The sequence below is a fragment of the Janthinobacterium sp. SUN100 genome (assembly GCF_030397705.1).
GTDB classification, from domain to species: domain Bacteria; phylum Pseudomonadota; class Gammaproteobacteria; order Burkholderiales; family Burkholderiaceae_D; genus Janthinobacterium; species Janthinobacterium kumbetense.
In genome coordinates this window covers 400,891-426,959 of sequence record NZ_JAPUBU010000004.1, presented here as the reverse complement: position 1 = coordinate 426,959, position 26,069 = coordinate 400,891, and the positions used below count along the sequence as shown (strand labels likewise).

The following is a 26,069-nucleotide window of genomic DNA, read 5'->3' as shown; positions in this document are numbered from 1 at the left end:
CGCTCAGCCGCCCGCCACCACCATGCTCTCGATGAGGATGGAACCCGTCTGTTTGGTGCCGCGGCGCAGTTCGTCGGCGCCCACGGCCACGATGTTGCGCAGCATGTCCTTCATGTTGCCGGCGATGGTGATTTCTTCCACCGGGTACTGGATCACGCCATTTTCCACCCAGAAACCGGATGCGCCGCGCGAATAGTCGCCCGTCACGTAATTGGTTCCTTGTCCCATCAGCTCCGTCACCAGCAAGCCCGTGCCCAGCTTTTTCAGCATGGCACTAAAATCGTCGCTGGCGGCCGTCAGGTTCGAGGTCAGGTACAGATTGTGCGAGCCGCCCGCGTTGCCCGTCGTCTGCATGCCCAGCTTGCGGGCCGTGTAGGTCGACAGGAAATAGCCTTGCACCACGCCATCCTTGACGACGTCGCGGCTGACGGTTTTCACACCCTCTTCGTCGAACGGCGCCGAACCGACGCCGCCGATCACGTGCGGGTCTTCGAAGATCTGCACGTGCGACGGCAGCACTTGCGTGCCCAGGGAATCGTTCAGGAAAGTGGATTTGCGGTACAGGGCGCCGCCCGAGGTCGCTTGCACATAGGTACCCAGCAAACCGGCCGCCAGCGGCGCCTCGAACAGCACGGGACAAGTGCGCGTGCCCAGTTTGCGCGCGTTCAGGCGCGACAGGGCGCGCTCGGCGGCATAGCGCCCGATGGCTTCCGGGCTCGACATTTTGGAGGCGTCGCGCACGGACGAATACCAGTCGTCGCGCTGCATCTTCGCCCCTTTGCCGGCAATGGGCGCCACGGACAGGGTGTGGCGCGAGAACGGGTAGCCGCCGATGAAGCCGCGCGAATTGGCGGAAACAAAGTGCGATTGCTGCACGTGCACGCTGGCCCCCTCGCTGTTCGTGATGCGCGGGTCGACGGCAAACGCGGCCGCTTCGGCCCGCTGGGCCAGGGCGACGGCTTCCTCGGTGGAAATGAGCCAGGGATAGAACAATTGCAAGTCGCGGGGCGACATTTCCAGCATGTCCGTGTCGGCCAGGCCCGCGCAATCGTCCTCGGCCGTGAAGCGGGCGATGTTGTAGGCCGCGTCCACCGTGGCGCGCAGGGCGGACGGCGAGAAATCGGAGGTGCTGGCATTGCCGCGCTTCTTGCCGACAAACACGGTCACGCCCATGCCCTTGTCCTTGTTTTGCTCGATCGTCTCGATCTTGCCTTTTCGGACAGAAACGGACAAGCCGCCGCCTTCGCTGACTTCGACGGCTGCGTCGGTGCCGCCCGCTTCCCGCGCAAAAGACAACACATCACGGGCTAGTTGCTGCAATTGCTCTTGACTATGGGTAAATACGGAGTCGTTCATGCGCTGTTTTCTTCGGAAAGCCGCTAAAAAGGTTATCATAGCAGTCGTTTACAGTTTACAGGTGCGGCCTACGCGGCCAATCCCGCCTTATCATGCCAAATCCAAACCGGGGAGCTTGCGGCTTCCAATCCACCGAATTCGAACAGGAATATGAACGTCCTTCGAAGTCGGAACTCAAGCGCCAGATGACCGTCCTGCAAAAGCTGGGCGAAGAACTCGTCAATGAGGCACGCGACCGCGTCAAGCGCGTCCCGATGCCGGAAGACGTGCGCGACGCCATTCTCGAATGCCAGCAAATCAAGGATCACGAAGGCCGCCGCCGCCAGCTGCAATACGTGGGCAAGAAGATGCGCACCCTGGATGAAGACGAAGTTGCCGCCATCCAACGCACCATCGATAGCTGGAAAGGCTTGTCGAAAGCCGACACGGCCAATATGCACGCGATGGAACGCCGCCGCGACAAACTCTTGACGGACGACAAGGCTCTGACCGTCTTGCTGTCGGAAAATCCGGAACTGGACGTGCAGCACCTGCGCACCCTGATCCGCAATGCCCGCAAGGAGCAAGCCGAGAACAAGCCGCCGAAGGCCTACCGTGAAATCTTCCAGATCTTGAAAGAGATCGCCAAGAAGCAAAATGGCGGCAAGAAAGATGCTGACGAAGATGACGCAGAAGCGGAAGACGACGAGTAATTGACCGTCCCAAACGCAAGGATGGACAAAAAACCGGGATAATCCCGGTTTTATTGTTTTTAAGACACTCCAGACTTTTATAGGTGACCGATGTCCACCACTCTCGAAGACGAATTGATTATCGGCCTCGTGTCGATCTCGGACCGCGCCAGCGGCGGCGTGTATGAAGACCTGGGCATCCCCGCCCTGGAAAGCTGGTTGTCCGCCGCCATCCGCACGCCTTTCCGCCTGGAAAAACGCCTGATCCCGGACGAGCGCTCGCAAATTGAAAACACCCTGATCGACATGGTCGACCTGAGCCACTGCCATCTGATCCTGACGACGGGCGGCACGGGTCCGGCACGGCGCGATGTGACGCCGGACGCCACCTTGTCCGTCGGGACCAAGGAAATGCCCGGTTTCGGCGAACAGATGCGCCAGATCAGCCTGCAATTCGTGCCGACGGCCATTTTGTCGCGCCAAGTGGCCGTGATCCGCGAGACGCCCGAGCGCGCCGCCCTGATCATGAACTTGCCGGGCCAGCCGAAAGCCATCAAGGAAACCCTGGAAGGCTTGAAGGATGTTGATGGAAATCAATTGGTAAACGGCATCTTTGCCGCCGTGCCCTATTGCATCGACCTCATCGGAGGCCCTTACATGGAAACCGACCCGGCCATCTGCAAGGCCTTCCGTCCCAAATCGGCGCTGCGTCCGGCGCAACCACTACCAGAGGAAAATACATGAGCACTTTGCTGGAAACCATCGAACTCGACAGCGCACCGAACCCCACCGTCTCCATCATCTGGATGCATGGCCTGGGCGCCGACGGCAACGACTTCGTTCCCCTGGTGAAAGAACTCGACCTGCGCGGCTGCCCCGCCATCCGCTTCATCTTCCCCAGCGCCGGCACCATGCCCGTCACCATCAACAACGGCTATGTGATGCGCGCCTGGTACGACATCCTCGTGAGCGACCTCGTGCGCCGCGAAGATGAGGGCGGCTTGCGCGCCTCGCAGCTGCAGATCGAAGCGCTGATCGCGCGCGAAAAGGCGCGCGGCATTCCCGCCAGCCGCATCATCCTGGCCGGCTTCTCGCAAGGCTGCGCCATGACCCTGCAAACGGGCTTGCGCCATGCGGAACCGCTGGCCGGCCTGATGTGCCTGTCCGGCTATCTGCCGCTGGCCGACAAGACGGCTCTGGAACGCACGCCGGCCAGCCTGCAGACGCCGATCTTCATGGCGCACGGCACGGCCGACCCCGTGGTGCAGATCAACCGCGCGCAACAGTCACGCGACTTGCTCACCGGCATGGGTTACAAGGTGGAATGGCACGAGTACATGATGCAGCACTCGCTGTGCCAGAAAGAAATCGACGCCATCGGCGCGTGGCTGAAGAAAGTATTGGCTTAAAGTAAAACAGGCGCGGTCTGCGCCGCGCCTGTTGTCTTGCGGAACGCCGGGAACGATCAGTTTACCGGCGTTTTTTCATTCCAGATTTTCAGCATGTCGGGCGACGCTTCCGAGCGGATGCCATTGTCCGTCAGCACCGATTCCGTCGCTGCCAGCATGTCCTTGCGGGGCACGACGACCATTTCCGCATCGCGCTGCTGGAAGCGGAACGTCAGTAATTCATCCGTCTGGTCGCGCAGCAAGGCCACCAGGTGCGCCAGGCTGCGCACGCGCACGCCATTGACGGAATCGACGACCGAGAAGAAACGGGTACTGTAGCCATTCATCAGCTTGTGCGGAAAGAACGGCGCGGCGATCACCACCAGTTCCTCGCGTTCGCTGTCGGGCGCATCGCCGCGCCGCGTGGCCAGCGGATTGCCGGCAAACGCCATGCCGCCCAACATCGCCGGGTTGCCATTCGGCGCCGCCATGAATTCCGTGCTGGCGCGCGAAAACACCATCGGACCGAAGATGAAATAGGATGGGTAATTGCCCTGCAAGCCGCTGATGAGCATCGGGTGCGCCGCCGAGACGGGCACCTTGATTTTCAGGGGCGCGCCCTGGCGCACCACCGTCAACGGCAGCTGGCCGTCTTTCGCCAGTTGCTGTACCCGGTACTGGAAGCGCACGCGGCTGTTGGTATTCAGCTTGACCATGCCCTGGTTGTCGATGGGGAAATCGCCGATATGCGTGATGACATCCCACTCCTTGAGCGGATAGGCGGCATCCTTGCTGGCCGGCGTCATCACGACGGCGCCTTCGACACCCTTGGCCAGCTTCAGATACGTGCGCAGCGCGGGATTTTCCAGCGTTTGCGTCACGTCGCGCATGGCCGGCTTGCCCTTGGGCGCGCCACTGTCCTGGTCGCGCAGAAACAGTTCGATTTCCTCGTTGGGGATGATGTAGCCGATGTTTTGCGCATTGAGCATGCCGGCAAAGGCCAGGCCGATCATCTTGTCGCCGGCAATCACGGGGCCGCCGCTATTGCCCGGATTGATGGCCGCATCGATCTGGATGCGCAGGCCGGACACGGGGAAGTTGTAGCGCACGAATTCGATGCGCGAAACGATGCCCTTGGTGATCGACAGCGAGGTGCCGCCCGTCGGATAGCCATACGCCAGCACGGCATCGCGCACGTCCGGCAAGACATTGGCTCGCGGCACCGCTTTATGGCTGGCAAAAAAACTGTCGTCGTCGATTTTCAGCAAGGCCAGGTCCATGCCGCGCGAGATGGCCAGCACGGTCGCCGGTATCTTGTCGCCGGCGCCATTCGCCTGGATCTGCACCTGGCTGGCATAGCCGACTACGTGCGCATTGGTGAGGATGCGGCGGCCTTCGATGACGACGCCGGAACCCGTCACCTCTTGCGGCGCAGCCTTGCTCCACGGTTTATAGGGATCCGGCCCGCGCAGGGTGGAAAACACCTTGACGACGGAATTTTCCAGGGCGGAAGCGCCGGGGCTGGCGGTGGCAGCGGTCTCGGCGGCAAGCGCGCGCACCGTCATCAAGGGGCAAAAAGAAAGGGCCAGCGCCAGGAAGGCGCGGCCCATCAGGGTGAAGCACGGACGAGTTTTCATTGAGCTTGTTGGCAATGGCAGGGAAGTAAAATTATATATTGAATAATTTCAACTTCATTACACTTTGTCCATCTTTGCCCAAAAAACACCTGTCGTCAGGCGGGCATGGGCGGCACGCCCAAGGCCGGCACCGCCGTCTGCGCGCCATTCATCACCATGGCCAGGAAGGTGTAGTAGCCATTGATACCCATCAAGTCGACCACGCCGTGCTCGCCGAACAGCGCCAGCGCCCGCGCATACGTGGCATCGCTGACGCGCTTGTTCTGCTGCAACTCGATGCAAAAGTCGTGCACGGCTTGCTCGTCTTCTTTCAGGGCCAGCGGTGCGCGCCGCGCCGCAATGGCGTCCACGGCCGCTTGCGCAATGCCGTTCTGCACGGCCAGCGGCGCGTGGATGGCCCACTCGACTTGCTGGTCCCACTGGCGCGCCGTCACCAGGATCGCCAGTTCCGACAGCCGCGTGCCGATGGCGCTGCGGTAGCGCAAGTATTCGCCCATGCGCTGCGCCGTTTCCATCAGCTCGGGGCTGCGGATCAGCGGCACGAAGGGGCCGTACAGCGCCCCGCGCGGACCGTCGATGATGGCTTGCGCGGCCGCGCGCTGCTGGACATCGAGCTGGTCCAGCGGCAACGGCGGCAAACGGTCGATATCGCTACCGGCCATCAGGCAGTCCAGGCAACCACGTCCTGCTGCTGTTCACCGAGGCCGGCGATACCCAGGCGCATGCTGTCGCCTTTTTTGAGGAAACGCTGCGGCTTGCGGCCCTGGCCCACGCCCGGCGGCGTGCCCGTGGCGATGACGTCGCCCGGTTCCAGGGTCATGAATTGCGACAGGTAGCTGACGATCTGCGCGACAGTAAAAATCATGGTTTGCGTATTGCCGGTCTGCATGCGCTTGCCGTTGACTTCCAGGTACAGGTCCAGATCCTGCTCGTCGATGACTTCATCGCGCGTCACCAGCCATGGGCCGACGGGGCCGAAGGTGTCGCAACCCTTGCCCTTGTCCCACTGGCCGCCCCGTTCCAGCTGGAACGAGCGCTCGGAAATGTCGTTGACGACGCAATAGCCGGCCACGTATTTCAGGGCGTCCTCTTCGCTCACGTATTGCGCGCGCGTGCCGATGATCACGCCCAGCTCCACTTCCCAATCCGTCTTTTTCGAGCCTTTTGGCAGCACGACATTGTCGTCCGGGCCATTCAGGCAAGTGATGGCCTTCATAAAGACGATGGGTTCGGCCGGAATCGGCATGCCGGATTCGGCCGCGTGATCCGCGTAATTCAGGCCGATGCCGATGAACTTGCCGACTTTCGCCAGCGGCACGCCGAAGCGTGGATTGCCGCGCACCAAAGGCAAGGTCTTTTCGTCGAGCTTGGCCAGCTTGCGCAGGGCCTTGTCGGACAGTTGTGCGCCATCAATATCGGCAATCACGCCGGACAGGTCGCGCAGTTTGCCTTCTTCATCGATCAGGCCCGGTTTTTCCTTGCCTGGACGTCCATAACGAACGAGTTTCATAGTCTTCCTTGGAGTTGATCATTGCCGCTGTGCAGGCTGCCATTTTACCGGATGGCCCGGCACGCCTGCAGCGGTGAATGAAAAACATCGCAAGTCCCGGCAATTGCAAGGCCGCCAGCACGCCAAACGCCGCCTGGTACGCCTGCGGCGGATACTGCTGCTGGCTGTTCAGGGGCCAGCAGCCGAGGATCAAGCCAAAGCCCGCCTGCACCAGGAAGGCACCCGTGAAAATGAGCAAGTTCAAACAGGTGGCCGCCCTGCCCGTCAAGCTGGCCGGCATGCTTTGCGCAACGATCGCATACTCGAGGCCCGTCACCGTGCCCAGCAGGGTAAACAGCACGGACAGCAAAGGCAGGCTGGGCACCACATTGCACGCCATCGCCACTTGCACGGCGACAAACAGGACGATGCCCACGCCCGCCACTTGCATGGGTGCAATACCGCACCGCACCGCCCACTCCGTCAGCATGCCCATGCCGATGGCGCCGAAGATGACGGCCGCCATGCCCAGGTACAACAAATACGCGACATTGTCGTCGGACAAGCCGCCCACGTCGGCCAGCCAGCGCCCCACCCACAAGCCCTGCACGCCAAAGAACACCGTGTGCGGCAGCAGGATCAGCGCGATGGTGCGGCGAAAGGCCCTGTCGCGATACACGCTCCAGACGCTGACCTTGTTCGTCGCAGCGGCGGGCGCAGGCAGGGCCGGCGACAGCAGGCGGATCAGCAAGCCGATGGCCAGCGCCGCCAGCGCCAGGCCCAGGAACACGCCGCGCCAATCCGTGTAGTGCAGGGCCAGCTTGACGGGCATGGTGGCCGTGGCCGCCCCCAGGCCGCCCACAGCGATCAGGTAGCCATGCACGGAAGGCAGGCGAGCCGGTGCGATGGCGCACGAGACCGCTTTCACGGCGGCCATGAAACAGCCGCCCAGGCCCGCCCCCATCAAGGCGCGCGCCCACATCAGTTCGGCAAAGCTGTGGCCCCGGCTGAACAGCCACACGCCCAGGGACGCCAGCGCCAGCAGCCACAGTTGCACCGTGCGGGGGCCGTAGCGGTCGAGCGCCATGCCGACCGGCAATTGCACCAGCGCAAAGGCGAGAAAAAAGGCGCTGGTCAGCAAGCCCAGCTGGGTCGGCGTCAGGGCGATGGCGCCCAGCAATTCGGCCGTCAGCACGGCATTCACGCCGCGCAACAGGCACGACAAGTAGTGCCCGAGTGCGAACGGCAGGAACACCAGGCAAAACACGGCCGTGCCGGAACGGGCAGGCGCGCCGTGGCCGTGCATGCTCAGGCGGCCTGTGCCAGGCGGATGATTTTATGCGGCACCTGCGGCACCGGGTCATCCGTTTCAAAGAAAAACTTGTCCTGGCCAAAGGCCGGCTTCAAATCGTCCAACCACGTCGCTTCCGCATCGAACTTGGCATAAAACGGCCGGCGCACCCAGTCCGGGTTGCGCGCCTGTAAAAATTGCAGGGCAAATAGTTTTTCGCCATGGATGGTGACGATGCCATCGATGACGATCTTGCCGGGAAACGCGCTCATGGAAGGCCCGCGCACCGTGCGCGACAAGCCGGACACCATCTGGTAGGCGGCCTGGAAAATCTCGTGCGCCTTTGCCAGGGGCAACTCGAAATAGCTGCGCGGGCCCGTGTCCCGTTCGACAAACATGTAATACGGAATCGCCCCCAGGCGCGTACCCGTCTGCCACAGCTCGGCCCAGCTAGCGGGGTCTTCGTTGATGTGGCGGATCAGCGGCCCCTGCATGCGCAAGGTAGCGCCCGTGGAAATGATGCGCTTCACCGCTTGCTGGGCGATATCCTGGCGCAACTCGACGGCATGGCTGTAATGGCCCATCACGGCCAGGTTCTTGCCCGCCTTGACGATACGCTCGAACAGGCGCATCAAGTCGTCCGCATCGCGGTCCGAGACGAAGCGCTGCGGCCAATACGCCACCGCCTTGGTGCCGATGCGGATGTTCTGGATATGTTCCAGGCCCGGCGCCAGCAGCGGCTCCAGGTAGGCAGCCAGTTGCCGCGTATTCATGATCATCGGGTCGCCGCCCGTGATCAGCACGTCCGTCACTTCCGGATGCAGTTTCAGGTAGGCGACCAGCTCATGCGACTCGTGCGCATCGAACTTCATGTCGTCCATGCCGACGAACTGGGGCCAGCGGAAACAGAAGGTGCAATACGCGTGGCACGTCTGTCCTGCACTGGGGAAAAACAGCACCGTTTGCGCATATTTATGCTGCAAGCCGCGCACGGGCGCATCGTTGACCCGGGGCACGTTGTGCGTCATCTGCCCGGCCGGATGGGGATTCATGCCCAGGCGCAAGCCATGCACATAGGCATCGATAGCGGCCTTGTCCCGTTGCACCAGCACCAGCTCGCGCAGGTGCGCGTACTGCTCGGACGGCAGCATGTCGCGGTGGGGAAAGACGAGGCGATAGATGGGGTCGTCAGGGATGTTGTTCCAGTCGATCAATTGATCGAGCACATAGGCATTGGTGCGAAACGGCAAGACGTGCGACACCACTTGCACGGCTTCACGCTGCTCTTCCGGCAGCCATTCCCACTGCCGCGCCTGTTGTATGGTGTGCCGCGTATACGGCTTGAACTTGGGTGAAAACGGCTCGGTAATGGGTGCGGACACGATCGGCTCCTTGCCAGTAAACAGCGATAACTTCCTTGAAACCAGCCCTATCCCGGCCAATTCCAGCCTCTTCCTCTGCCATGCCTTGCCAGCTTGGCATGCTGTGAAAGTCATCATAGTTCTTGCCGCTCGGAACCAAATTGTTACATATCAACAAGCCGTCGATACGTTGCAAGCTACCGACAAGCAACACCTTAGTTTGTGCCATCGCAATTTGCGGGAAGCGCCGGCGACGTAAATTACGACTTGGCAACATATCCCTCGATATCACAAGGAGCTTTCATGAAACGCTTATTCACGGGTAGCCTGCTGTGCCTGGCATTTGCCGGTGGCAACGTCAGCGCCGCGGTCGAACCAACGGAAAAAGACGCCATCGCCATGGCCGAACGGGGCGCCGCCTTCATGAAGGCGCATGGCAAGGAAGAAATGATGAAGAAAATCACGGCGAAAGACCCGGACTTCGTGCAGGGCTCGCTGTATGTGGACATGCGCGACATCAAGACGGGCATCGTGCTGGCCCACCCCATCAATCCTTCCATCGTGGGCAAGGATTTGACGGATGTGCCCGATGCGAATGGCAAGAAATATCGCCGTGAAATCATTGAGCTGGCGCAAAAACAGGGCAAGGGCTGGGTCGATTACCAATACAAGAATCCCACCACCGGCAAGATCGAACCGAAGACCACCTACATCCTGCGCGTCAACGATGTGGTGCTGGAAGCGGGGATCTACAAAAAATAGGGCAAGGGCGGCGCGCATGCACACCGCGCGCCGCCTGCGGTTTGAACGGCCATCGCCAGGAGTCGAGCATGCTCAATCAATTACGCATAGGGCCAAAATTATTGCTGGCACCCACCCTGGTCTTGCTGTTGCTGATACTCAGCTCGACCGGCGCCTGGTATGGCATGGTGCGGCAAAATGCCTCGCTGGAAAACATGGTGCGGGTGCGCATCACGCACCTGAAAGCAGCCGCCGACGTACTAGGGGAGGCCAAGCATGTGCACGGCAATATGTACCAGTTGCTGTCGTGGACGAATGGCAGCTTCGCCAAGGCCCGTCTCGATACACTGGAGCAACAGATCAAGGCGCGCCACGCGGCCATCGGCACCCAGCTGGCCTCGCTGCGCGCCACGGCCACGGGCGCCGAACTCACCCTGGTCGATGCGGCCATCACGGCACTGGCCGGCTATCGCAAGGCCGTGCTGGAAACCATGGAAATGGCGCAGATGGACCAGTCGATCGCCACCAATTCCATGCTCAAGGCGGAAACGCAGTTCGGCCAGTTCAATACGCAGCTGGCGCAACTGTCCGCGCTGGAAACGACACTCAGCAGCCAGGCCCATGCGACGGCCAGCGCCGAGTTTCGCGCCCTGTGCTGGAGCTTGCTGCTGACCGTCCTGCTCTCCATCCTCGTCTCCATCGTGGTGACCATGCTGGTGCGGCGCGCCATGCTGGTGGAAATCCGCGGGATTGCCGACGCCGTGCAAGACTTGGCGGCGGGCAAGCTGATGGCCGGCGCGCCCAAGCAGGGCAATGACGAAATCGCCGCCACCTCGCGCGTGCTGGACCAGACCATCGCCCACCTGAACCAGACCTTGCGCACCATCATGGGCGCCGTGCAATCGATCGACACGGCCTCGCATGAAATTGCCACCGGCAACCTGGATCTGTCGGCGCGCACGGAAATGCAAGCCAGTTCGCTGGAAGAAACGTCGAGCGCCATGGAAGCGCTGACGCAAGCCGTCAATGACAACGCCGACAACGCCCAGCTGGCCTGCGAGCTGGCGGGGCAAGCATCCACCCTGGCCGTGCAAGGGGGCGTGTCGATGCAGCAAGCCGTGACGACGATGGCGACGATACGCGCCAATTCGCGCCAGATCGTGGATATTATCGGCGTGATCGACGGCATTTCCTTCCAGACCAATATCCTCGCGCTGAATGCGGCGGTGGAAGCGGCGCGCGCGGGAGAACAGGGCCGCGGCTTTGCCGTGGTGGCGTCGGAAGTGCGCACCCTGGCGCAGCGCTCGGCGCAGGCCGCCAAGGAAATCAAGACCCTGATCGCCACGTCCGTCACCACCATCGATGGCGGCAGCGTGGCCGTGCAGCAAGCGGGCGACAGCATGGGCGCCATCGTGGCCTCGGTGCAGCAAGTCAATGAGATCATCCAGCGCGTGAAACAGGCCAGCGCGGAACAGGCGTCGGGCATCACGGAAGTGAACCAGGCCGTCACGCAAATGGATGACGTCACCCAGCAAAATGCAGCCCTGGTGGAACAGGCGGCAGCGGCGGCGGCCAGTTTGCAGGACCAGGCCGTCAAATTGTCGGCGGCCGTGGCCGTGTTCACCCTGGATGAGCGCCCCGCCTCACCGGCTGGCCACACCGAAGACGAAGCATTCCAGCATCCGGCCAGCCCCGCCAACGGAGAAGGCAAGGACCGGCGCGCATTGCACAGCCCGCTGCGCGGCATGCCCGGCCGGCATGGCGCCAACGATGCATCGCGGCGCCGGCGCAGCTAGACGGCGGGCGCGCGCAGCGGTTTACTCAGATAGGGCGAGCCGGCCAGCACGAAGCGCCACGGCGTGTCCATCGCTTTGGAAATGCCGATGCGCGGCCCCGTTTGCACCGTGACATCACTCTCGCGGGCCAGCAACAGGAACGGCGGCGCGTCCAGTGCCAGCCGGTTGTGCAGATGGCTCACGCCCAGCGCCTGGCACACCTTGCCCGGTCCCGAGCACAGCAGCCGCTCCCCCTCGACGCCGCGCCGTTCGCGCATCGCATCGAGTCCCTCCACAGGTTCGATCGCGCGGATCAGCACGCCCGCGCCATGCCCCGCTTCGCGGCACACAAAGTTCAGGCACCAGTGGATGCCGTACGAGCGGTAGACATAGGCGTGCCCGGGCGGACCGAACATGGCCGCATTGCGCGGCGTCATGCCCCCATACGTGTGCGAGGCAGGGTCCAGCCGGTCATACGCTTCCGTTTCCACGATGCGCCCGCCCACGCCGTCGACCAGCACGGTCACGCCGATCAGCTGGCGCGCCACGCTGCTGGAATCGTCCGCGAAATCGATACCCGCAAGGATTTTTTTCATCAGGCAATTGTACTGCCGCGCATCCGGCCGCACGCTTTGCCCCGCCTTGAAAACAAATAAAACTTGGTTTTTTCATCATGGATACCAGGCTGGGCAAGGTCGTAAAATGATGAAAATCACGGCTGGACCGGGCCAAAATGGGGATTTTTTCCAGAATATATTGCAGATATGAACTATTGCTATGCATAAACAGCGATAATCGTCGGGCACTGCGCCAGACGCTCATGAAGCGGGCAGCGGCAGCGCGCGACAGAATAAGCACCGGGCACAAAAATGATGATGAAAGCGTGATAATGAGAGCGGCAGCGCAAAAGCAGATAGAGCAGGAAGATCCGGTTGACGCCTTGATGCGTTCCATCCGTATCCCGCCGCGTCCCAGCCTGCTGGTCGACTTGCAGCGCGAACTGGCGGAACAGGACCCGTCGCCGCGCCGCATCGCGCGCATCATCGCCGACGACGTCGGCATGTCGGGCGCCCTGCTGAAATTGGCCAATTCGCCATTCTATGGCGCCGCGCGCAAGGCCAAGTCCGTCGAGCAAGGCATCAATTTCCTCGGCATCAACCAGTGCAGCGCCATGATGACGGGCTTGCTGGCACGCCAGGCGCTGGAAGCGGAAGGCGTGGAACTGACCAATTTCTGGGATGTATCGGCCAAGCGCGCGCGCGCCCTGGTATTTACTTCACGCAAGTTGCGCATCGCCCCGCCCGACATCGCCCACACCTTCGGCCTGTTCTGCGATATCGGCGTGCCCCTGCTGATGAACCGCTTTCCCGACTACGTCAACACGTACGCGGCGGCCGCCAACGATGCGCACAATTGTTTTACAGCACTGGAAGACGCGCGCCACCAGACCAACCACGCGGCCATCGGCTGCTTGCTGGCGCGCAACTGGGGCCTGTCTTCCGATGTCTCGTGGGCGATTTTGCACCACCACGACTACACGGTGCTGGCCGACCCGTCCACGGACGACGCCATCCGCTCGCTCGTCGCCCTGTCGCTGCTGGCCGAAAAGGGCATTCAGCGCTACCATGGCAACAGTACCTCGCTGGAGTGGGACAAGGGCGGCGAACTTGCTTGCCAGCATCTTGGCCTGTCGCAGGAAGAAGCCGCCGACCTGCTCGATGAATTGCACGAGATGTTCGATACCGACCATTGAGGTATCAGGCGGCCGCGTCCGCCTGTATGATCCGTCCCGGCGCCTGGCACAAGCCCTGGCGCCTGTTTCCGTTTGCCTGACCCGTCTTTCTTAACCTGTTGATCGCCATGCCCAAAAATAAGCGCCCTGTCCCCCGTAAATCCGCCAACACGCCTGAAGACAAGGATGAATCCGTCACGCGCATGCTGTGCACGATGGCCCTCAACCTGGCGGAGCAGGAAGACAGCGAATCGCAGGGCACGGTGCTGGCCGAGCAAGCCGTCGAGTTCGGCCGCCTGATCCGCAAGGCCTTGAATCAAAAGAAGGATGAAATCCTGTACGACGCCATCGAGCGGGCGAAATACGAGGACGTGGGCGCCTACCAGTACCTGCGCAGCCATATCGAGGAAGCGGCCTCCATTTCCGTGATCCGCCGCGAAAACGCGCCGGCGATGGAAATCAACGCCTTCGTCGTGCCCCTGCTGGTGCAAAGCACGGGCGGCCTGAAAGAAGCGGACAGCTTCCAGGACCAGGACGCGTTCGAAGCGCTGGTGAAAAGTTTCCAACAGGCAGAGCTGGAAAGCGCCAAGGCCAAGGTAGTCCTGATGAGCCACGCCTACGACCTCGATGAAATCGACCGCATCACCTACAGCCACCTGCACGAAATGGTGCGCGATGCGTACTCGTCGATGACGGACAAGAAAATCGTCGCCACGCCGGGCCTGGAAAGCAGCATCGTCGGCTGGAGCGAGACGGCCTTCGGTCCGCAGGACACGGCCGTCGAACTGCGCTTCCTGCTGGGCTTTGCCCTCAAGCGCGTGGACGACCCGTTCTATGCGGAACCGAAGGATGAAGCGGCGCTCGACGCCTGGTTCGACGCGCGCATGGCCCGCTACCAGCAGTGGACGACGGAAGTGGGCGATCTGGTGAAACGCTGCCTGGCGCCGGCCGGCAACACCCTGGAAGTAAGCTTCCTCTACCAGGATCTGTTCCACGGTGGCAAGGAACAAGGCATGAGCGAGTATGCGATGCTGCAGATGATGTCTGGCATCAACCATGCGTTGGCGGAAAACAACGTGGATGCGGGCGACGTCTCGGTGGTCGTCGGCCCGGCCGATGAACACGGCGAAATGCTGCTGCGCGTCAACGTCAGCACGGCAGACGGCCAACTGCTGCACAGCGCCGACAAGCCGCTGGACCTGGCCGCCGACCTGCAGGACGAAGTCGACGACATCTGCGACGCGCTGGCCACCATCGGCGTCACCCGCTTGTCAGTGGCGCTGAAATTCGACGCCAAGGGACAGCCGCTGGAAGCGCAGCCGTACGCGCCGGCCTAAAGCCGGCAACCTGATCAACTGACTCCCCGCATTACAACGGCTGCAATGTTTTCCATTGCAGCAACTTGGCGCCATACGCGAGCGTGTAAGCGGGGCTGCTCGACGGCAAGCTGACAATGCGGTAGCGCTGCGCGTGCTCGCCCAGCACCTTGATGCCCAGCTTGGCGGCCGTGCCGCCGTTGAAGGCGATCGTGTGCAATTGCGGCAGGCTGGCGGCCAGGGCCACCAGGTCGTTATCGTCGCGGGCGCGGATATTGCTGTCCAGGCTGCCCGTGCGCTGCGCCTGCGCCACCACATCCCACAGGCCAACGCCGTGCGCCAGCAAGGTGCTCAAGCGCGCGTCATAGGGCTGGCTCGTCAAGTCCACGCCCAGCACCTCTCCCAGCAGCCGCCAGAACTTGTTTTGCGGATGCGCATAATACTGGCTGTGCGCCAGCGATTTTTCGCCGGGCAAGCTGCCCAGTATCAGCAAGCGTGTATCGGCGTCGACGACGGGATCGAAACAGCGCTTGCGCGGGTCGGCGGCAGGGTCTGGCAAGAAGGCTGGGCTATTCAAATGAGCGGTCCGGAAGGGGAAATGAAGGGCCATTTTACCCGGCCACGCGACGGTGTAGAATTCCCGGACAACCATCCCGACACAAGAGACCGCCCATGCGCACCATCGACACCCTGCTGGCCCAGTATGGCGAAAGCCACCGCAACCACGTCAATGAATGGGTGCACATCGTGTGCGTGCCGCTGATCGTCTTCAGCCTGCTGGGGCTGCTGTGGAGCGTGCATCCCAGCGTGGCGCTGCTCGGCAGTATTCTCGCTTTATACTATTACTACAAGCTGTCGCGTCCGTTTGCGGCAGGCATGCTGGCCATGCTGTCCGCCATGCTGGGCCTGCTGCTGCTGATGCCGGCGCTGACCGTCCTGCCCGTGTCGCTGGCGCTGTTCGTGCTGGCCTGGATAGGCCAGTTCATCGGCCACCAGATCGAAGGCAAGAAACCGTCGTTCCTGGACGACTTGCGCTTCTTGCTGGTGGGACCGCTGTTCGTGCTGGGATTTTTGTACCGGCGTCTGCGGCTGGCGTATTGAGCAGCAAGCGGTCACGCGGGGCCGTAACAGATTTTTACTATTCGCAACTAGTTATATGAGGCAAGTGTCCTTATGATAAGTCATCATCTGTCGGTCAATGTAATCGGCAACTAACTTTTGTCCAAGGGAGTCCCACATGAAAGCACCAATTATTGCAGTGGCATTGCTGGCCACCCTGGCCGGCTGCGCCGTACAACCGAACTCGGCGAATGTGTACAACGCGCGCCAGGCGCAGAATGAACAATCGGTTCGCATGGGCACGGTTGAATCCGTGCGCCAGGTCACCATCGACAAGGGTGAAACGGGCACGGGCGTGCTGGCTGGCGCGGCGCTGGGCGGCGTGGCCGGCTCGACAGTCGGTGGCGGCAAGGGCGCCATCGCGGCCAGCATCCTGGGCGCCGTCGCCGGCGGCATGGCGGGCAAAAGCATCGAAGCGAACGCTTCCAACAAACCCGGCCTGGAAATCACCGTACGCCTGGACAATGGCGACATGCGCGCCATCGTGCAAGACGCGGACGAACTGTTCCGTCCGGGCGAACGCGTGCGCCTGCTGTCCGATGGCCGCAAGACCCGCGTCACCCACTGATCTGCTTGCCGGCGCATGCGCTTTAGCCGAATGCGCCGGCTGCCATCAGCAAGGCCGAGGGCGACATGCCCTCATGCAGCCAGATGGCAACCAAGGTTGCCACCACGACATATACAAGCACGCTCCATACTTTGATCTGCAGTGAGGCTGGCATGGCGGTCCCCTTCAAAGATGCAATTCAGAAAATGTTTACTTGATAATAAAGTAAATATTTTCATAAATTCAACATTTTCCAGAAGCACTGCGCTGGCTCAATGCCTCGTTGTCTCCTGACCACTCTTTGAGCAAGCCCGGCCAAGACTCGCCATCCCCGCGCGATGCCCGTATACTTGCGCGATGTCCTCTCCTCTCCTGTTCATCATTGCCTGCCTGATCTGGGGCTCCACCTTCTGGGCCATCACCTTGCAGTTAGGCGATGTCGCCCCCGCCGTTTCCGTGGTCTACCGCTTCGGCCTCGCGTCCGCCACCCTGTTTGCCTGGTGCGCCTTGCGCGGCGACCGCTTGCGCCTGCCCTGGCGCGCGCAGAAATGGATGCTGCTGCAGGGCCTGGCCTCGTTCGCCCTCAGCTATGTGTGCACGTATAGTTCCGAGCAATATCTCGTCTCGGCCCTCGTCAGCGTGCTGTTTGCGCTGATGGTGTTCTGGACGCCATTGCTCAACCGCATCGCCTTCGGCACGCCCATCACCTGGAGCACCTGCTGCGCGGCCTTCGTCGCCATCTGCGGCATCGTGCTGCTGTTTTACCAATCCATCGGTGCGGCACTGCAAGATATCCTGGGCGGCGGCAATGGTCATTTCCTGCTCGGCTTCATGCTGGCCCTGGTGGCCACCATGTCCAGCACGGTGGGCAACGCCCTCGTCATGAAAGTGCGCGAGCATTCCGGCAACGTGATGCTGACCATGGCCTGGACCATGCTGTGGGGCACCTTGATGGTGGCCGCCTGGGCCGTCGCCACGGGCCAGTCCTGGCAATTGCCCGCGCGCCCCAGTTACTGGATGGGATTGCTGTACCTGGCCATCTTCGGCTCGGTCATCGCCTTCAGCGCGTATTTCACCTTAATCGCCCGCATCGGCACGCAAAAGACCGTGTATATCGGCGTCGTCACCCCCGTCATTTCCGTGCTGCTGTCGGTGCAGTTCGAACACTACCGGCCCGCCGCCATCGAATGGGTGGGCATGGTGCTGTGCCTGTCCAGCGTGGCCTGGGCCCTGACGTCGGGCGCGCGCAAGACGGCTGCTGTTTCCTCTATTTCCACCACTCCATCCGCAAAGGCAACATGAGCACCTCCTCCTCCCTCGCCATCCGTCCCGCGACCGCATCCGACGTGGCCGCCATCTTTGGCATGATCCATGAACTGGCCGTGTTTGAAAAACTCGAACACATGATGATCGCCAGGGAATCCATGCTGCACGACAGCCTGTTCGGCGCCCATCCCGCGTGCGAAGCGCTGGTGGGCGAGGAAGATGGCGAGGTGGTGACGTTCGCCCTGTTCTTCCATAATTTTTCCACCTTTCTGTGCCGCAAGGGCTTGTACCTGGAAGACCTGTATGTGAAGCAATCGGTGCGCGGCAAGGGTTATGGCAAGCAGATGCTCGTGGCGCTGGCGCAACTGGCCGTCGCACGCGATTGCGGCCGCTTCGAATGGTCGGTGCTGGACTGGAATGAAAACGCGATCAATTTCTACAAGGGCATGGGCGCGGACGTGATGCCGGACTGGCGCATCTGCCGGGTCGCTGGGGATGCCTTGACGCAATTGTCGGCCGGTACGCCGCAACCACTGTGATTGGCACTGCATCGCGGGAACTGCAAACGCAAACTCCAAAAAAAATCCCCGCGGGCTAGCGGCACCGCGGGGTGAACCCATTGTCAAGTGGGAGGGGGAGAATGCAATCAACGGTTATCAATATAAACGCTGCCGCTTGCCGCCGCGCAGACCTTTACATTTGCTTACCGGGCCTTACATTTGACTTAAATCCGCTAACCAAGTGTCACCGAGTGTCGCTCGGATGACACTGTTTATTTCCGTGGTTCAATCAATGTGCCGTGCAAACCGATATGTTGTTGTGTAAGCCCACTGCCACCCTGCGCATTCTTATAGATTTGGTACACTGTGAAACAGGCGATGCAGCCAGCAACCACGGCAAAAATGACCATGCGACGCTCCTTGAGTATGCTTGAGGGAATCAGAGCCCGCGGCGCCTGATGATGACCGGGCGAGCAGGGAAGATTCAGTGTGGCATCTTCGGTCTGGGGGGCATTGCGCAATCTCAAACGCGCCAATTTGACGGGGTCATGGCATTTGATATGGCGCAAAGTGGCGGCATTCCGCTCACACAAAATGAACGCATCGTTACGCACCTGGGAGCCACATCATGAATGTCTCTGCCAAACCGCTCGTCATGAAAATCTACCGCGCCTACCTGCGCTCCCGCCTGGAGCGCTACACGCGCGACTTGCAAGCCATCGCCGAACAGCGCGAGAACGACTTCCAGGCTGAACGCATCCTGCACCAGGCCGTCGTCTCGGTGCGCTCCAAACTGCACTCGCTGTAACCGTGATGCCGTCAGTGCTGCCGGCCGGCAACGGCCCAGCGCTCCACCAGTTCGAACAAGCCTTGCGTCAGCAGGGCCAGCACGGCTGCGGGGATCGCGCCGGCCAGCAGCATGTCGTTGTCATTCAGTGCCAGGCCGATGGTGATGCGTTCGCCGTAACCGCCCGCGCCGATGAAGGCGGCGATGGTGGCCGTGCCCACGCTCATCACGGCCGCCGTTTTGATGCCCGCCAGCATCACCGGCAAGGCCAGCGGCAAGTCCACGTGCAGCAAGCGGTCGCGCTTGCTCAAGCCCAGCGCCAGCGCCGCCATGCGCAAACCTTGCGGCACCTGCAAGATGCCCGTGCACGTGTTGCGCACGATGGGCAGCAAGGCGTACACGAATAGCGCGACCAGCGCCGGCACGGTGCCGATCATGCCCAGCAGCGGGATCAATATCGCCAGCAAGGCCAGCGACGGCACCGTCTGCAGCACGCCGACGAAGGCCAGCACCGTTTGCCGCAGCGGCGCCGACAACGCCGCCAGCACGCCCAGCGGAATGCCGATCAGGCACGCCAGCGCCACCGACAGCAGCACCAGGGTCAGGTGCTGGCGCGTCAGGGTCCACAGATCGTCGCCGATGATTTTATCGAGCAGCTTGCTGCGCGCGGCGGCCGGTTTTTTCGCCTGCGCGCCTGAGGCCAGCCACTGGAGCGCCACGCCGGAAAAAGTCTTGCCATCGATTTCCACGGCCGCATTCATGGCGATCATGTCGCTCTCGCTGATGCGCCCCTGCAAGCCTTGCAGCGCGAGCCAGGCGGCGGGAAAACGCTGCGGCACGTCGAGCCGGTACAAGAGCATGGCGTCGTAGCGGGGAAAATACTGCTGCGTGTCGGACAGCACGCGCAAGCCGTACTGGCGTATCTTCGCGTCCGTCGAATAAATGTCGATCACATCCACCTGGCGCTGCGCCAGCGCCTCGTAAGCGATGCCGTGATCGAGCCCGCGCGGGCGCTGCGGCAAGCCATAGCGCGCGGCCAGGCCCGGCCAGCCATCGACCCGGCCGATGAATTCATGCGACAGACCGAATTTCAGGGCGGGATGCTGTGCCAGCTGCGCCAGGCTGGCGATGCCCGTTTCATCGCCGCGCATGGCCAGCGCATACGTATTGTTAAAGCCCAGCGGCACGGCCACGCCCAGGCCCAGCGTGGCCAGCTCGCGCCGCATCTGCGCCAGATCAATGGCCTTGTCGTGCTTGAGGATTTCGCTGGCGATGGTGCCCATGTATTCGGCATACACGTCGATGCTGCCCGCCTGCAGCGCGGCCAGCACGATGGCCGTGTTGCCCAGGCCCTGGCGGTGTTCCGCCCTGACGTGCGGCGCAGCGCTCTGTTTGACGATTTCGCCGAGAATATACGATTCCGTAAAGCGCTTCGAACCCACCTTCAGGGTGCCGCCGTCCATGGCAAGGGAGGATATGGGCGCGGCGGCGAAGACAAGTAACAACAGCAAGTAAGCAAGACGCACGCGGCGCTCCGGGACGGATGATCAATCCGGCAAGCTTACCACCGGCGCGCGCCAGACACCGCCATGCACCACGCCCGCGCACGGGTTCAGGCCCAGCGCATACGCCAGGTCGGCCGGGCGCGCGATGCGCCACAGGGCGAAATCGGCGCGCTTGCCTACCGCCAGGCTGCCCGTTTCCTGCTGCAGCCCCAGCGCGCGCGCCGCATGGATCGTGCAGCCGGCCAGCGCTTCCTGCGGCGTGAGCCGCCACAGGGTGCAGGCCATGTTCATCGCCAGCAGCAGGGACGTCATGGGCGACGTGCCCGGGTTGCAATCGGTGGACACGGCCATGGGCACGCCGGCCGCGCGCAAGGCCGCCACGGGCGGCGGCTGCGTCTCGCGCAAAAAGTAATACGCGCCCGGCAGCAGAACGGCCACCGTGCCATGCTGCGCCATGGCGGCGACGCCCTCTGCCGACAAAAATTCCAGGTGGTCGGCCGACAGGCCGCCATAGCGCGCCACCAGCGCCGCGCCGCCCAGGTCCGACAGCTGCTCGGCATGGAGTTTCACAGGTAGCCCCAGCGCCGTCGCCGCCTCGAACAGGAATTCCGTTTGCGCCGGCGTAAAGCCGATGCGCTCGCAAAAGGCGTCGACGGCGTCCACCAGGCCGTCGCCGGCCAGCTGGGGCAGCATCTGCGCGCACAGCAGCTCGATATACGCATCGGCCTGACCTGCATACTCGGGCGGCAGCGCGTGCGCGCCAAGGAAGGTGGTGCGCACGGATACGGGCAGTGTTTGCCCTATCCTGCGCGCCACGCGCAGCATCTTCGCTTCGCTGGCCGCGTCGAGGCCATAGCCGGACTTGATCTCCAAGGTGGTCACGCCCTCGGCCAGCAGCGCCAGCACGCGGGGCAGGCTTTGCCGCAGCAATTCGTCGTCGCTGGCCGCACGCGTGGCGCGCACGGTGGACATGATGCCGCCGCCGGCCCGGCTGATGTCTTCATAGCTGGCGCCATTCAGGCGCGCCTCGAATTCGTCGCTGCGGTTGCCCGCGTGGACGATGTGCGTGTGGCAGTCGATCAGGCCGGGCGTGAGCCAGCAACCCTGGCCGTCGTGCAGCACCGCGCCGCTGGCCGGCAATTCGTCGCCGGCGCCGAACCAGGCGATGCGGCCATCCTTGACGGCGATGGCCGCATCGAGCAGCTCGCCATAACCGTGCTCCATGGTGGCCAGGTGGACGTTATGGATGACCAGGTCCCAGTCTTGCATCGCTTTTTCTCCCTAGGTAAACAGGTCGACGCACAGCACGGGCGAACGCTGCAAGGCGTCGAGCCGCCATTCCTGCGCATCGTCGGCGTCCAGCAGCAGCGCGTCATGGCGGGCCAGCGCGAACTGCTGCTCGCCACCGCGCGCCAGCACGTGGCCTTCGCCGGCGACAAACAGCAAGGTCGCCGCGCTGCGCCGCACCAGCCGGCACGGGGCCGTGATTTTTTCCAGCTGGTGGCGGCAGCGGTCGCGCCGCGTCATCACATTGAAATCCGTCGTCGTTCCCCTGACTTGCGCCTCCACGGCCGCTTCGCCGGGAAACCACAGCATCGGTTGCGCCGCGCTCAAGGTCACCTTGCGCGCACCATCGAGCGTCAGCTGCACGCTGTCGCCATCGACCAGCATCAGGCTGCGGTCGACGCCGGGAAAGCTGGAAAACGGCCCGCTGGCCGTGATCGTCGCCAGGCTGATACGCCAGTCGAATTCCATCAGGCTGGCGCCGGGCGGAGCAATGGCGATTTCCATCGTGCTGCCGCCGCCGTTTTTCCACGGCGCGGCGCGCAGGCATTCCTGCGGGATGAAGGTCGCCATCAGAGCGCCCTCAGTTGCGCCAGCGTGCGCTTGTAGGCGGCGGCGATGGCGTCCTGCGCCACGTGGCGCCCGTCGCGCACCTGCCACTGGCCGCCGCACAGCACGTCGCGCACCAGGTTGTCATTGCCGCAGAAAAGTACGCTGCCCAGCATATTTTCGATGGCCACGCCGCACAGGTTCACATGCGCCTCGTCGAGCACCAGCAAGTCGGCACGGCAGCCAGGCGCCAGCGCGCCCAGCTTGCGCCCGGCCGCCTGCGCGCCGCCCTGCAGGGCCGTCTGCCACAGGTAGTCGCCCACATGGCGCTCTTCCGGCGTGGCGGCGACATTGCGCTGCTGCCGCTGCAAGCGCTGGCCATATTCGAGCCAGCGTAATTCCTCGACGGGCGATTGCGATACATGGCTGTCGCTGCCGACGCCAAAGCGCCCGCCGGCAGCGATGAATTCGGCCAGCGGGAACAGGCCGTCGCCCAGGTTCGCTTCCGTCGTCGGGCACAGGCCCGCCACGGCGCCGCTGGCGGCCATCAGCGCCACCTCGTCGGGCTGCACATGCGTGGCATGCACGAGGCACCAGCGCGCGTCGACGTCGACCTGCTCGTACAAATACTGCACCGGGCGCCGGCCGCTGTAGTCCAGGCACTGGCGCACCTCGCCCTGCTGTTCGGCGATGTGGATGTGGATGGGGCGGCCCGCGGGCAGTGCCTGCGCCACCTGTTTGATCTGCGCCACGCCGGCCGCGCGCAGCGAATGGGGCGCAAATCCCACCTCCACCTGCCCGCCGCGCTGCGGCGCCAGCGCCTCGACGATGCGCAAGACATCGTCCGCACCGGTGCGAAAACGCGCCTGCTCCGGCTTCAGGGGTTGCTCGCCAAAACCCGCATGGCTATACAGCACGGGCAGCATGGTCAGGCCGATGCCGCTGAGGCGCGCCGCCGCCAGCACCCGTTCCGCCGTTTCCGCAGGACGCGCATACAGCGCGCCGGCCGCATCGCGCTGCAGGTAGTGAAATTCGCACACGGCCGTGTAGCCATGGCGCAGGCATTCCGCAAACAGCTGCGCGGCGATGCTTTCCATCTGTTCCGGCGTGATGTGGCGCGCGAAGCGGTACATCAAGTCGCGCCAGGTCCAGAAGCTGTCCGGCCCGTCACCCGCAATCTCCGTCATGCCGCCCAGCGCCCGCTGAAACGCGTGCGAATGCAGGTTGACCATGCCGGGCAAGACATATTCGGCCACTTCGGCGCCGGCAGGCGGCGCGGCGTTTTCCGCCACCGCCGTCAAATCCCCATTCTTGTCCCATTCCAGCAGCACGTCGCGGCGCCAGCCTTGCGGCAGCAGCGCATGGCGCGCAAACAGGGACGCACTCAACGCGCCACCCATGCCACGGCCGCTTCCATCATCTGGCGCAGCAGCGGCTGCACTTGCGCCGCCAGGTCGGGCCTGTAACCAAACGGTTCCGTTTCATCCATGTACAGGCACTGGCACATCTCCAGCTGGATCGCATGCACGCGACCTTCCGGCTGGCCGTAGCGGCGCGTGATATGGCCGCCCTTGAAGCGGGCATTCAAGGCCACGGTAAATGCATCCTGCGCGCGCGCGATATCGACCACGGCGGACGTCAGGCCCGCATCGCAGCTGGCGCCATCGGCCGTGCCGAAGTTCAGGTCGGGCAGCTTGCCGTCAAAGAAGCGCGGCACGCGCGAGGCGATCGAATGAGCATCCCACAGCACCACGGCGCCATGCACGCGCAGCAGCCGGTCCAGTTCCGCGCGCAGCTGCGCATGATACGGCGCCCAGTAACTCTGCAGCCGCTGCCGCACGTCCTGCGCATCCGGTTCGCGACCGGCCAGGTACAGCGGCTCGCGATGAAAAGTATCGTTGGGCAGCAAGCCCGTCGTATCCTGCCCCGGATACAGATTCGTGTCTTCCTGCGGGCGGTTCAAGTCGATGGTGTAGCGCGACCAACGCGCCGACAGCACGGACGCATCCATCTCCTGCAAAAAGCCATACAGCTCGCGCAGATGCCAATCCGTGTCGGCCTTGACCAGGGCCTGCGGCGTCATGCGCGCGGCGATATCGTCCGGTATGTCGGTGCCCACGTGGGGCATCGACACCAGCAGCGGGATGCTGCCTTCATTAAAGCGGAAATCCATGCTTGTCTCCTTGCTCCAGCTCAAGCGTACAGCGGGGCGAACAAATTCTTGCACGTGCTGCTCAACTCACCCTGCAGCACCATCTGCTTGGCCGCTTCGATGTCGGGCGCGAAGAAGCGGTCGGCGTCGAAGAACGGCACTTTCTGGCGCAACTGGTGATGCACATGTTCCAGGTGCGGCGAGGTTTTCAGCGGACGGTGGAAATCGATGCCCTGCGCGGCGGCCAGCAGCTCGATGCCGACGATGACGGCCGTGTTGTGCGCCATGTCGTCCAGGCGGCGCCCGGCGAACGTGGCCATGCTCACATGGTCTTCCTGGTTGGCGGACGTCGGCAGGCTGTCGACGCTGGCCGGATGCGCGAGCGACTTGTTTTCCGACGCCAGCGCGGCAGCCGTCACGTGGGCGATCATGAAGCCGGAATTGACGCCCGGGTCGCGCACGAGGAAAGGCGGCAGGCCGGACAAGGTGGCGTCGATCAGCAGCGCGATGCGGCGCTCGGCCAGCGCGCCGATTTCGGAAATCGCCAGCGCCAAGGTGTCGGCCGCAAAGGCGACAGGCTCCGCATGGAAATTGCCTCCCGAGACGATTTCCGCCTGCCCGTTGGGGCCATCCTGGAAGATCAGCGGGTTGTCCGTGACGGCATTGGCTTCGATCAGTAGGGTGCGGCCCACGTTGCCGATCAAATCGAGGCAGGCGCCCATGACTTGCGGCTGGCAGCGCAGGCTGTACGGATCCTGCACGCGCTCGTCGCCTTCCAGGTGCGAGGCGCGGATGGCACTGTGCGCCACCAGCTGGCGGTACATCTGCGCGGCCAAAATCTGCCCCGGCTGTCCGCGCACGGCATGCACGCGCGCGTCGAACGGCGAATCGCTGCCCTTGGCCGCGTCGAGCGACAGCGCGCCCGTGACCATGGCCGCTTCCAGCAGGCGCTCGGCCATGAACAGGCCATGCAGCGCCAGCGCGTTCGACACTTGCGTGCCGTTGATCAGGGCCAGGCCCTCTTTCGCCGCCAGCACCACGGGCGCGATGCCCGCCTGCGCCAGCGCCTCGGGGGCCGCCATCAATTCGCCGTTGACGCGCACGTCGCCCACGCCCAGCATGGCCAGGGTCATGTGCGACAGCGGCGCCAGGTCGCCCGAGGCGCCGACGGACCCCTTGGCGGGAATGGCAGGCATGATGCCCGCGTTGTACAGCGCGATCAGGGTATCGACGATCAGCGGGCGCACGCCGGAAAAGCCGCGCGCCAGGCTGCCGATCTTCATCAGCATGATCAGGCGCACGACGGCGTCCGACAGCAGTTCCCCCGTGCCGACGGAGTGCGACAGGATCAGGTTGCGCTGCAATTGCTCCAGCTTTTCATCGGGGATGCGCGTCTTGGCGAGCAGGCCGAAGCCCGTGTTGATGCCGTACGCCGCGTCGCCCTTGGCGACGATGGCTTGCACCGCGGCGGCCGATGCCTCGATGACGGGATAGGCCTCGGCGGCGAGGGTCAATTTTGCCGGCGCGGCCCAGACGGCGCGCAGGTCGGCCAGGGTCATCGCGCCCGGTTTCAGGGTCCAACTTTTGGCATGCTGTGTCATAG

27 protein-coding genes are annotated in these 26,069 nt (G+C 63.2%); 12 read left to right on the top strand and 15 right to left on the bottom strand.

The window, feature by feature from the left end:
- Window positions 1-3: 3 nt before the first annotated feature.
- Window positions 4-1,356: a metalloprotease PmbA gene (gene pmbA / locus O0881_RS22015; protein ID WP_099666435.1), complete on the bottom strand. Its 1,353-nt coding sequence runs from the start codon at window positions 1,354-1,356 to the stop codon at window positions 4-6.
- A gap of 92 nt (window positions 1,357-1,448) precedes the next feature.
- On the opposite strand from pmbA, the gene yjgA reads away from it, so the two are divergent.
- The 3 genes from yjgA (at window position 1,449) to O0881_RS22000 (ending at window position 3,436) form a co-directional block, all read left to right on the top strand.
- Window positions 1,449-2,048, top strand: a complete 600-nt coding sequence (gene yjgA, locus O0881_RS22010; RefSeq protein ID WP_099666434.1) for a ribosome biogenesis factor YjgA — start codon at window positions 1,449-1,451, stop codon at window positions 2,046-2,048.
- 90 nt (window positions 2,049-2,138) lie between these two features.
- Complete coding sequence (gene mog, locus O0881_RS22005) at window positions 2,139-2,771, top strand: molybdopterin adenylyltransferase (RefSeq protein WP_099666433.1); 633 nt, start codon at window positions 2,139-2,141, stop codon at window positions 2,769-2,771.
- Window positions 2,768-3,436 carry an alpha/beta hydrolase gene (locus O0881_RS22000; protein WP_289913064.1) on the top strand — a complete coding sequence of 223 codons (669 nt, stop codon included), beginning with the start codon at window positions 2,768-2,770 and terminating at the stop codon, window positions 3,434-3,436. Before mog ends, O0881_RS22000 begins: the two co-directional genes overlap by 4 nt.
- Window positions 3,437-3,492: 56 nt before the next feature.
- Here O0881_RS22000 and O0881_RS21995 read toward each other — a convergent pair whose 3' ends face one another.
- The 5 genes from O0881_RS21995 to O0881_RS21975 all read right to left on the bottom strand — a co-directional run bounded on the left by O0881_RS21995 (window position 3,493) and on the right by O0881_RS21975 (window position 9,214).
- Window positions 3,493-5,052 (bottom strand): S1C family serine protease, encoded by a 1,560-nt coding sequence (locus tag O0881_RS21995; RefSeq protein ID WP_289913063.1) that lies wholly within the window; start codon window positions 5,050-5,052, stop codon window positions 3,493-3,495.
- Between the two features lie 95 nt (window positions 5,053-5,147).
- On the bottom strand, window positions 5,148-5,714 hold the full coding sequence (locus tag O0881_RS21990; protein ID WP_289900216.1) for a carboxymuconolactone decarboxylase family protein: 567 nt from the start codon (window positions 5,712-5,714) through the stop codon (window positions 5,148-5,150).
- A complete protein-coding gene (locus O0881_RS21985) occupies window positions 5,714-6,562 on the bottom strand; it encodes a fumarylacetoacetate hydrolase family protein (RefSeq protein WP_289913062.1) in 849 nt (282 codons plus the stop codon). The genes O0881_RS21990 and O0881_RS21985 overlap by 1 nt, the downstream gene beginning before the upstream one ends.
- Entirely contained in the window at window positions 6,507-7,847 is a 1,341-nt protein-coding gene (locus O0881_RS21980) for an MFS transporter (RefSeq protein ID WP_289913061.1), read from the bottom strand. Before O0881_RS21980 ends, O0881_RS21985 begins: the two co-directional genes overlap by 56 nt.
- 2 nt (window positions 7,848-7,849) lie before the next feature.
- Window positions 7,850-9,214, bottom strand: a complete 1,365-nt coding sequence (locus tag O0881_RS21975) for a lysine 2,3-aminomutase (protein ID WP_289913060.1) — start codon at window positions 9,212-9,214, stop codon at window positions 7,850-7,852.
- Between the two features lie 282 nt (window positions 9,215-9,496).
- Between O0881_RS21975 and O0881_RS21970 the strand changes: the two genes are divergently transcribed.
- Together O0881_RS21970 and O0881_RS21965 are read left to right on the top strand one after the other, a co-directional pair.
- Complete coding sequence (locus O0881_RS21970; protein WP_099666427.1) at window positions 9,497-9,955, top strand: cache domain-containing protein; 459 nt, start codon at window positions 9,497-9,499, stop codon at window positions 9,953-9,955.
- Window positions 9,956-10,023: 68 nt separating this feature from the next.
- A complete protein-coding gene (locus O0881_RS21965; protein WP_289913059.1) occupies window positions 10,024-11,730 on the top strand; it encodes a methyl-accepting chemotaxis protein in 1,707 nt (568 codons plus the stop codon).
- Here O0881_RS21965 and O0881_RS21960 read toward each other — a convergent pair.
- Complete coding sequence (locus O0881_RS21960; protein WP_289913058.1) at window positions 11,727-12,305, bottom strand: DNA-3-methyladenine glycosylase; 579 nt, start codon at window positions 12,303-12,305, stop codon at window positions 11,727-11,729. The genes O0881_RS21965 and O0881_RS21960 overlap by 4 nt on opposite strands.
- A 293-nt stretch (window positions 12,306-12,598) precedes the next feature.
- Between O0881_RS21960 and O0881_RS21955 the strand changes: the two genes are divergently transcribed.
- Complete coding sequence (locus O0881_RS21955) at window positions 12,599-13,462, top strand: HDOD domain-containing protein (protein ID WP_289913057.1); 864 nt, start codon at window positions 12,599-12,601, stop codon at window positions 13,460-13,462.
- A 107-nt stretch (window positions 13,463-13,569) separates the two neighbouring features.
- Window positions 13,570-14,778 (top strand): hypothetical protein, encoded by a 1,209-nt coding sequence (locus O0881_RS21950; RefSeq protein ID WP_289913056.1) that lies wholly within the window; start codon window positions 13,570-13,572, stop codon window positions 14,776-14,778.
- Between the two features lie 31 nt (window positions 14,779-14,809).
- Here the strand turns inward: O0881_RS21950 and O0881_RS21945 are convergent, their stop codons facing one another.
- On the bottom strand, window positions 14,810-15,334 hold the full coding sequence (locus tag O0881_RS21945; RefSeq protein WP_289913054.1) for a DNA-deoxyinosine glycosylase: 525 nt from the start codon (window positions 15,332-15,334) through the stop codon (window positions 14,810-14,812).
- 95 nt (window positions 15,335-15,429) lie between these two features.
- On the opposite strand from O0881_RS21945, the gene O0881_RS21940 reads away from it, so the two are divergent.
- Window positions 15,430-15,858: an Mpo1-like protein gene (locus O0881_RS21940; RefSeq protein WP_289913052.1), complete on the top strand. Its 429-nt coding sequence runs from the start codon at window positions 15,430-15,432 to the stop codon at window positions 15,856-15,858.
- Between the two features lie 136 nt (window positions 15,859-15,994).
- Window positions 15,995-16,444 carry a glycine zipper 2TM domain-containing protein gene (locus tag O0881_RS21935; RefSeq protein WP_034780449.1) on the top strand — a complete coding sequence of 150 codons (450 nt, stop codon included), beginning with the start codon at window positions 15,995-15,997 and terminating at the stop codon, window positions 16,442-16,444.
- Window positions 16,445-16,466: 22 nt separating this feature from the next.
- Here O0881_RS21935 and O0881_RS21930 read toward each other — a convergent pair whose 3' ends face one another.
- Entirely contained in the window at window positions 16,467-16,598 is a 132-nt protein-coding gene (locus tag O0881_RS21930) for a hypothetical protein (protein WP_257218848.1), read from the bottom strand.
- A gap of 182 nt (window positions 16,599-16,780) precedes the next feature.
- Between O0881_RS21930 and O0881_RS21925 the strand changes: the two genes are divergently transcribed.
- The 3 genes from O0881_RS21925 (at window position 16,781) to O0881_RS21915 (ending at window position 18,997) form a co-directional block, all read left to right on the top strand.
- Window positions 16,781-17,725 (top strand): EamA family transporter, encoded by a 945-nt coding sequence (locus O0881_RS21925; RefSeq protein ID WP_289913050.1) that lies wholly within the window; start codon window positions 16,781-16,783, stop codon window positions 17,723-17,725.
- Window positions 17,722-18,228 (top strand): GNAT family N-acetyltransferase, encoded by a 507-nt coding sequence (locus O0881_RS21920; RefSeq protein ID WP_289913048.1) that lies wholly within the window; start codon window positions 17,722-17,724, stop codon window positions 18,226-18,228. The genes O0881_RS21925 and O0881_RS21920 overlap by 4 nt, the downstream gene beginning before the upstream one ends.
- 589 nt (window positions 18,229-18,817) lie before the next feature.
- Window positions 18,818-18,997: a hypothetical protein gene (locus O0881_RS21915; protein ID WP_034746290.1), complete on the top strand. Its 180-nt coding sequence runs from the start codon at window positions 18,818-18,820 to the stop codon at window positions 18,995-18,997.
- Window positions 18,998-19,008: 11 nt separating this feature from the next.
- On the opposite strand, the gene O0881_RS21910 is transcribed toward O0881_RS21915, so the two are convergent.
- The 6 genes from O0881_RS21910 to hutH all read right to left on the bottom strand — a co-directional run bounded on the left by O0881_RS21910 (window position 19,009) and on the right by hutH (window position 26,067).
- Window positions 19,009-20,439 (bottom strand): glycine betaine ABC transporter substrate-binding protein, encoded by a 1,431-nt coding sequence (locus O0881_RS21910; RefSeq protein WP_289913244.1) that lies wholly within the window; start codon window positions 20,437-20,439, stop codon window positions 19,009-19,011.
- An 84-nt stretch (window positions 20,440-20,523) separates the two neighbouring features.
- Entirely contained in the window at window positions 20,524-21,750 is a 1,227-nt protein-coding gene (hutI, locus tag O0881_RS21905; protein WP_289913046.1) for an imidazolonepropionase, read from the bottom strand.
- Window positions 21,751-21,762: 12 nt separating this feature from the next.
- On the bottom strand, window positions 21,763-22,338 hold the full coding sequence (locus O0881_RS21900) for a HutD family protein (RefSeq protein WP_289913045.1): 576 nt from the start codon (window positions 22,336-22,338) through the stop codon (window positions 21,763-21,765).
- Entirely contained in the window at window positions 22,338-23,714 is a 1,377-nt protein-coding gene (locus O0881_RS21895; protein ID WP_289913043.1) for a formimidoylglutamate deiminase, read from the bottom strand. Before O0881_RS21895 ends, O0881_RS21900 begins: the two co-directional genes overlap by 1 nt.
- Window positions 23,699-24,487, bottom strand: coding sequence for an N-formylglutamate deformylase (gene hutG / locus O0881_RS21890; RefSeq protein WP_289913042.1), 789 nt, complete (start codon window positions 24,485-24,487; stop codon window positions 23,699-23,701). Before hutG ends, O0881_RS21895 begins: the two co-directional genes overlap by 16 nt.
- 20 nt (window positions 24,488-24,507) lie before the next feature.
- Window positions 24,508-26,067, bottom strand: coding sequence for a histidine ammonia-lyase (hutH, locus tag O0881_RS21885; protein ID WP_289900202.1), 1,560 nt, complete (start codon window positions 26,065-26,067; stop codon window positions 24,508-24,510).
- Window positions 26,068-26,069 lie beyond the last annotated feature (2 nt).

Excerpts from the sequence above, each read along its gene's own strand:
- pmbA (WP_099666435.1), bottom strand. The coding sequence starts at position 1,356 with ATGAACGACTCCGTATTTACCCATAGTCAAGAGCAATTGCAGCAACTA.
- yjgA (WP_099666434.1), top strand. The coding sequence starts at position 1,449 with ATGCCAAATCCAAACCGGGGAGCTTGCGGCTTCCAATCCACCGAATTC.
- mog (WP_099666433.1), top strand. The coding sequence starts at position 2,139 with ATGTCCACCACTCTCGAAGACGAATTGATTATCGGCCTCGTGTCGATC.
- O0881_RS22000 (WP_289913064.1), top strand. The coding sequence starts at position 2,768 with ATGAGCACTTTGCTGGAAACCATCGAACTCGACAGCGCACCGAACCCC.
- O0881_RS21995 (WP_289913063.1), bottom strand. The coding sequence starts at position 5,052 with ATGAAAACTCGTCCGTGCTTCACCCTGATGGGCCGCGCCTTCCTGGCG.
- O0881_RS21990 (WP_289900216.1), bottom strand. The coding sequence starts at position 5,714 with ATGGCCGGTAGCGATATCGACCGTTTGCCGCCGTTGCCGCTGGACCAG.
- O0881_RS21985 (WP_289913062.1), bottom strand. The coding sequence starts at position 6,562 with ATGAAACTCGTTCGTTATGGACGTCCAGGCAAGGAAAAACCGGGCCTG.
- O0881_RS21980 (WP_289913061.1), bottom strand. The coding sequence starts at position 7,847 with ATGCACGGCCACGGCGCGCCTGCCCGTTCCGGCACGGCCGTGTTTTGC.
- O0881_RS21970 (WP_099666427.1), top strand. The coding sequence starts at position 9,497 with ATGAAACGCTTATTCACGGGTAGCCTGCTGTGCCTGGCATTTGCCGGT.
- O0881_RS21965 (WP_289913059.1), top strand. The coding sequence starts at position 10,024 with ATGCTCAATCAATTACGCATAGGGCCAAAATTATTGCTGGCACCCACC.
- O0881_RS21960 (WP_289913058.1), bottom strand. The coding sequence starts at position 12,305 with ATGAAAAAAATCCTTGCGGGTATCGATTTCGCGGACGATTCCAGCAGC.
- O0881_RS21955 (WP_289913057.1), top strand. The coding sequence starts at position 12,599 with ATGAGAGCGGCAGCGCAAAAGCAGATAGAGCAGGAAGATCCGGTTGAC.
- O0881_RS21950 (WP_289913056.1), top strand. The coding sequence starts at position 13,570 with ATGCCCAAAAATAAGCGCCCTGTCCCCCGTAAATCCGCCAACACGCCT.
- O0881_RS21940 (WP_289913052.1), top strand. The coding sequence starts at position 15,430 with ATGCGCACCATCGACACCCTGCTGGCCCAGTATGGCGAAAGCCACCGC.
- O0881_RS21935 (WP_034780449.1), top strand. The coding sequence starts at position 15,995 with ATGAAAGCACCAATTATTGCAGTGGCATTGCTGGCCACCCTGGCCGGC.
- O0881_RS21930 (WP_257218848.1), bottom strand. The coding sequence starts at position 16,598 with ATGCCAGCCTCACTGCAGATCAAAGTATGGAGCGTGCTTGTATATGTC.
- O0881_RS21925 (WP_289913050.1), top strand. The coding sequence starts at position 16,781 with ATGTCCTCTCCTCTCCTGTTCATCATTGCCTGCCTGATCTGGGGCTCC.
- O0881_RS21920 (WP_289913048.1), top strand. The coding sequence starts at position 17,722 with ATGAGCACCTCCTCCTCCCTCGCCATCCGTCCCGCGACCGCATCCGAC.
- O0881_RS21915 (WP_034746290.1), top strand. The coding sequence starts at position 18,818 with ATGAATGTCTCTGCCAAACCGCTCGTCATGAAAATCTACCGCGCCTAC.
- O0881_RS21910 (WP_289913244.1), bottom strand. The coding sequence starts at position 20,439 with ATGGACGGCGGCACCCTGAAGGTGGGTTCGAAGCGCTTTACGGAATCG.
- hutI (WP_289913046.1), bottom strand. The coding sequence starts at position 21,750 with ATGCAAGACTGGGACCTGGTCATCCATAACGTCCACCTGGCCACCATG.
- O0881_RS21900 (WP_289913045.1), bottom strand. The coding sequence starts at position 22,338 with ATGGCGACCTTCATCCCGCAGGAATGCCTGCGCGCCGCGCCGTGGAAA.
- O0881_RS21895 (WP_289913043.1), bottom strand. The coding sequence starts at position 23,714 with ATGGGTGGCGCGTTGAGTGCGTCCCTGTTTGCGCGCCATGCGCTGCTG.
- hutG (WP_289913042.1), bottom strand. The coding sequence starts at position 24,487 with ATGGATTTCCGCTTTAATGAAGGCAGCATCCCGCTGCTGGTGTCGATG.
- hutH (WP_289900202.1), bottom strand. The coding sequence starts at position 26,067 with ATGACACAGCATGCCAAAAGTTGGACCCTGAAACCGGGCGCGATGACC.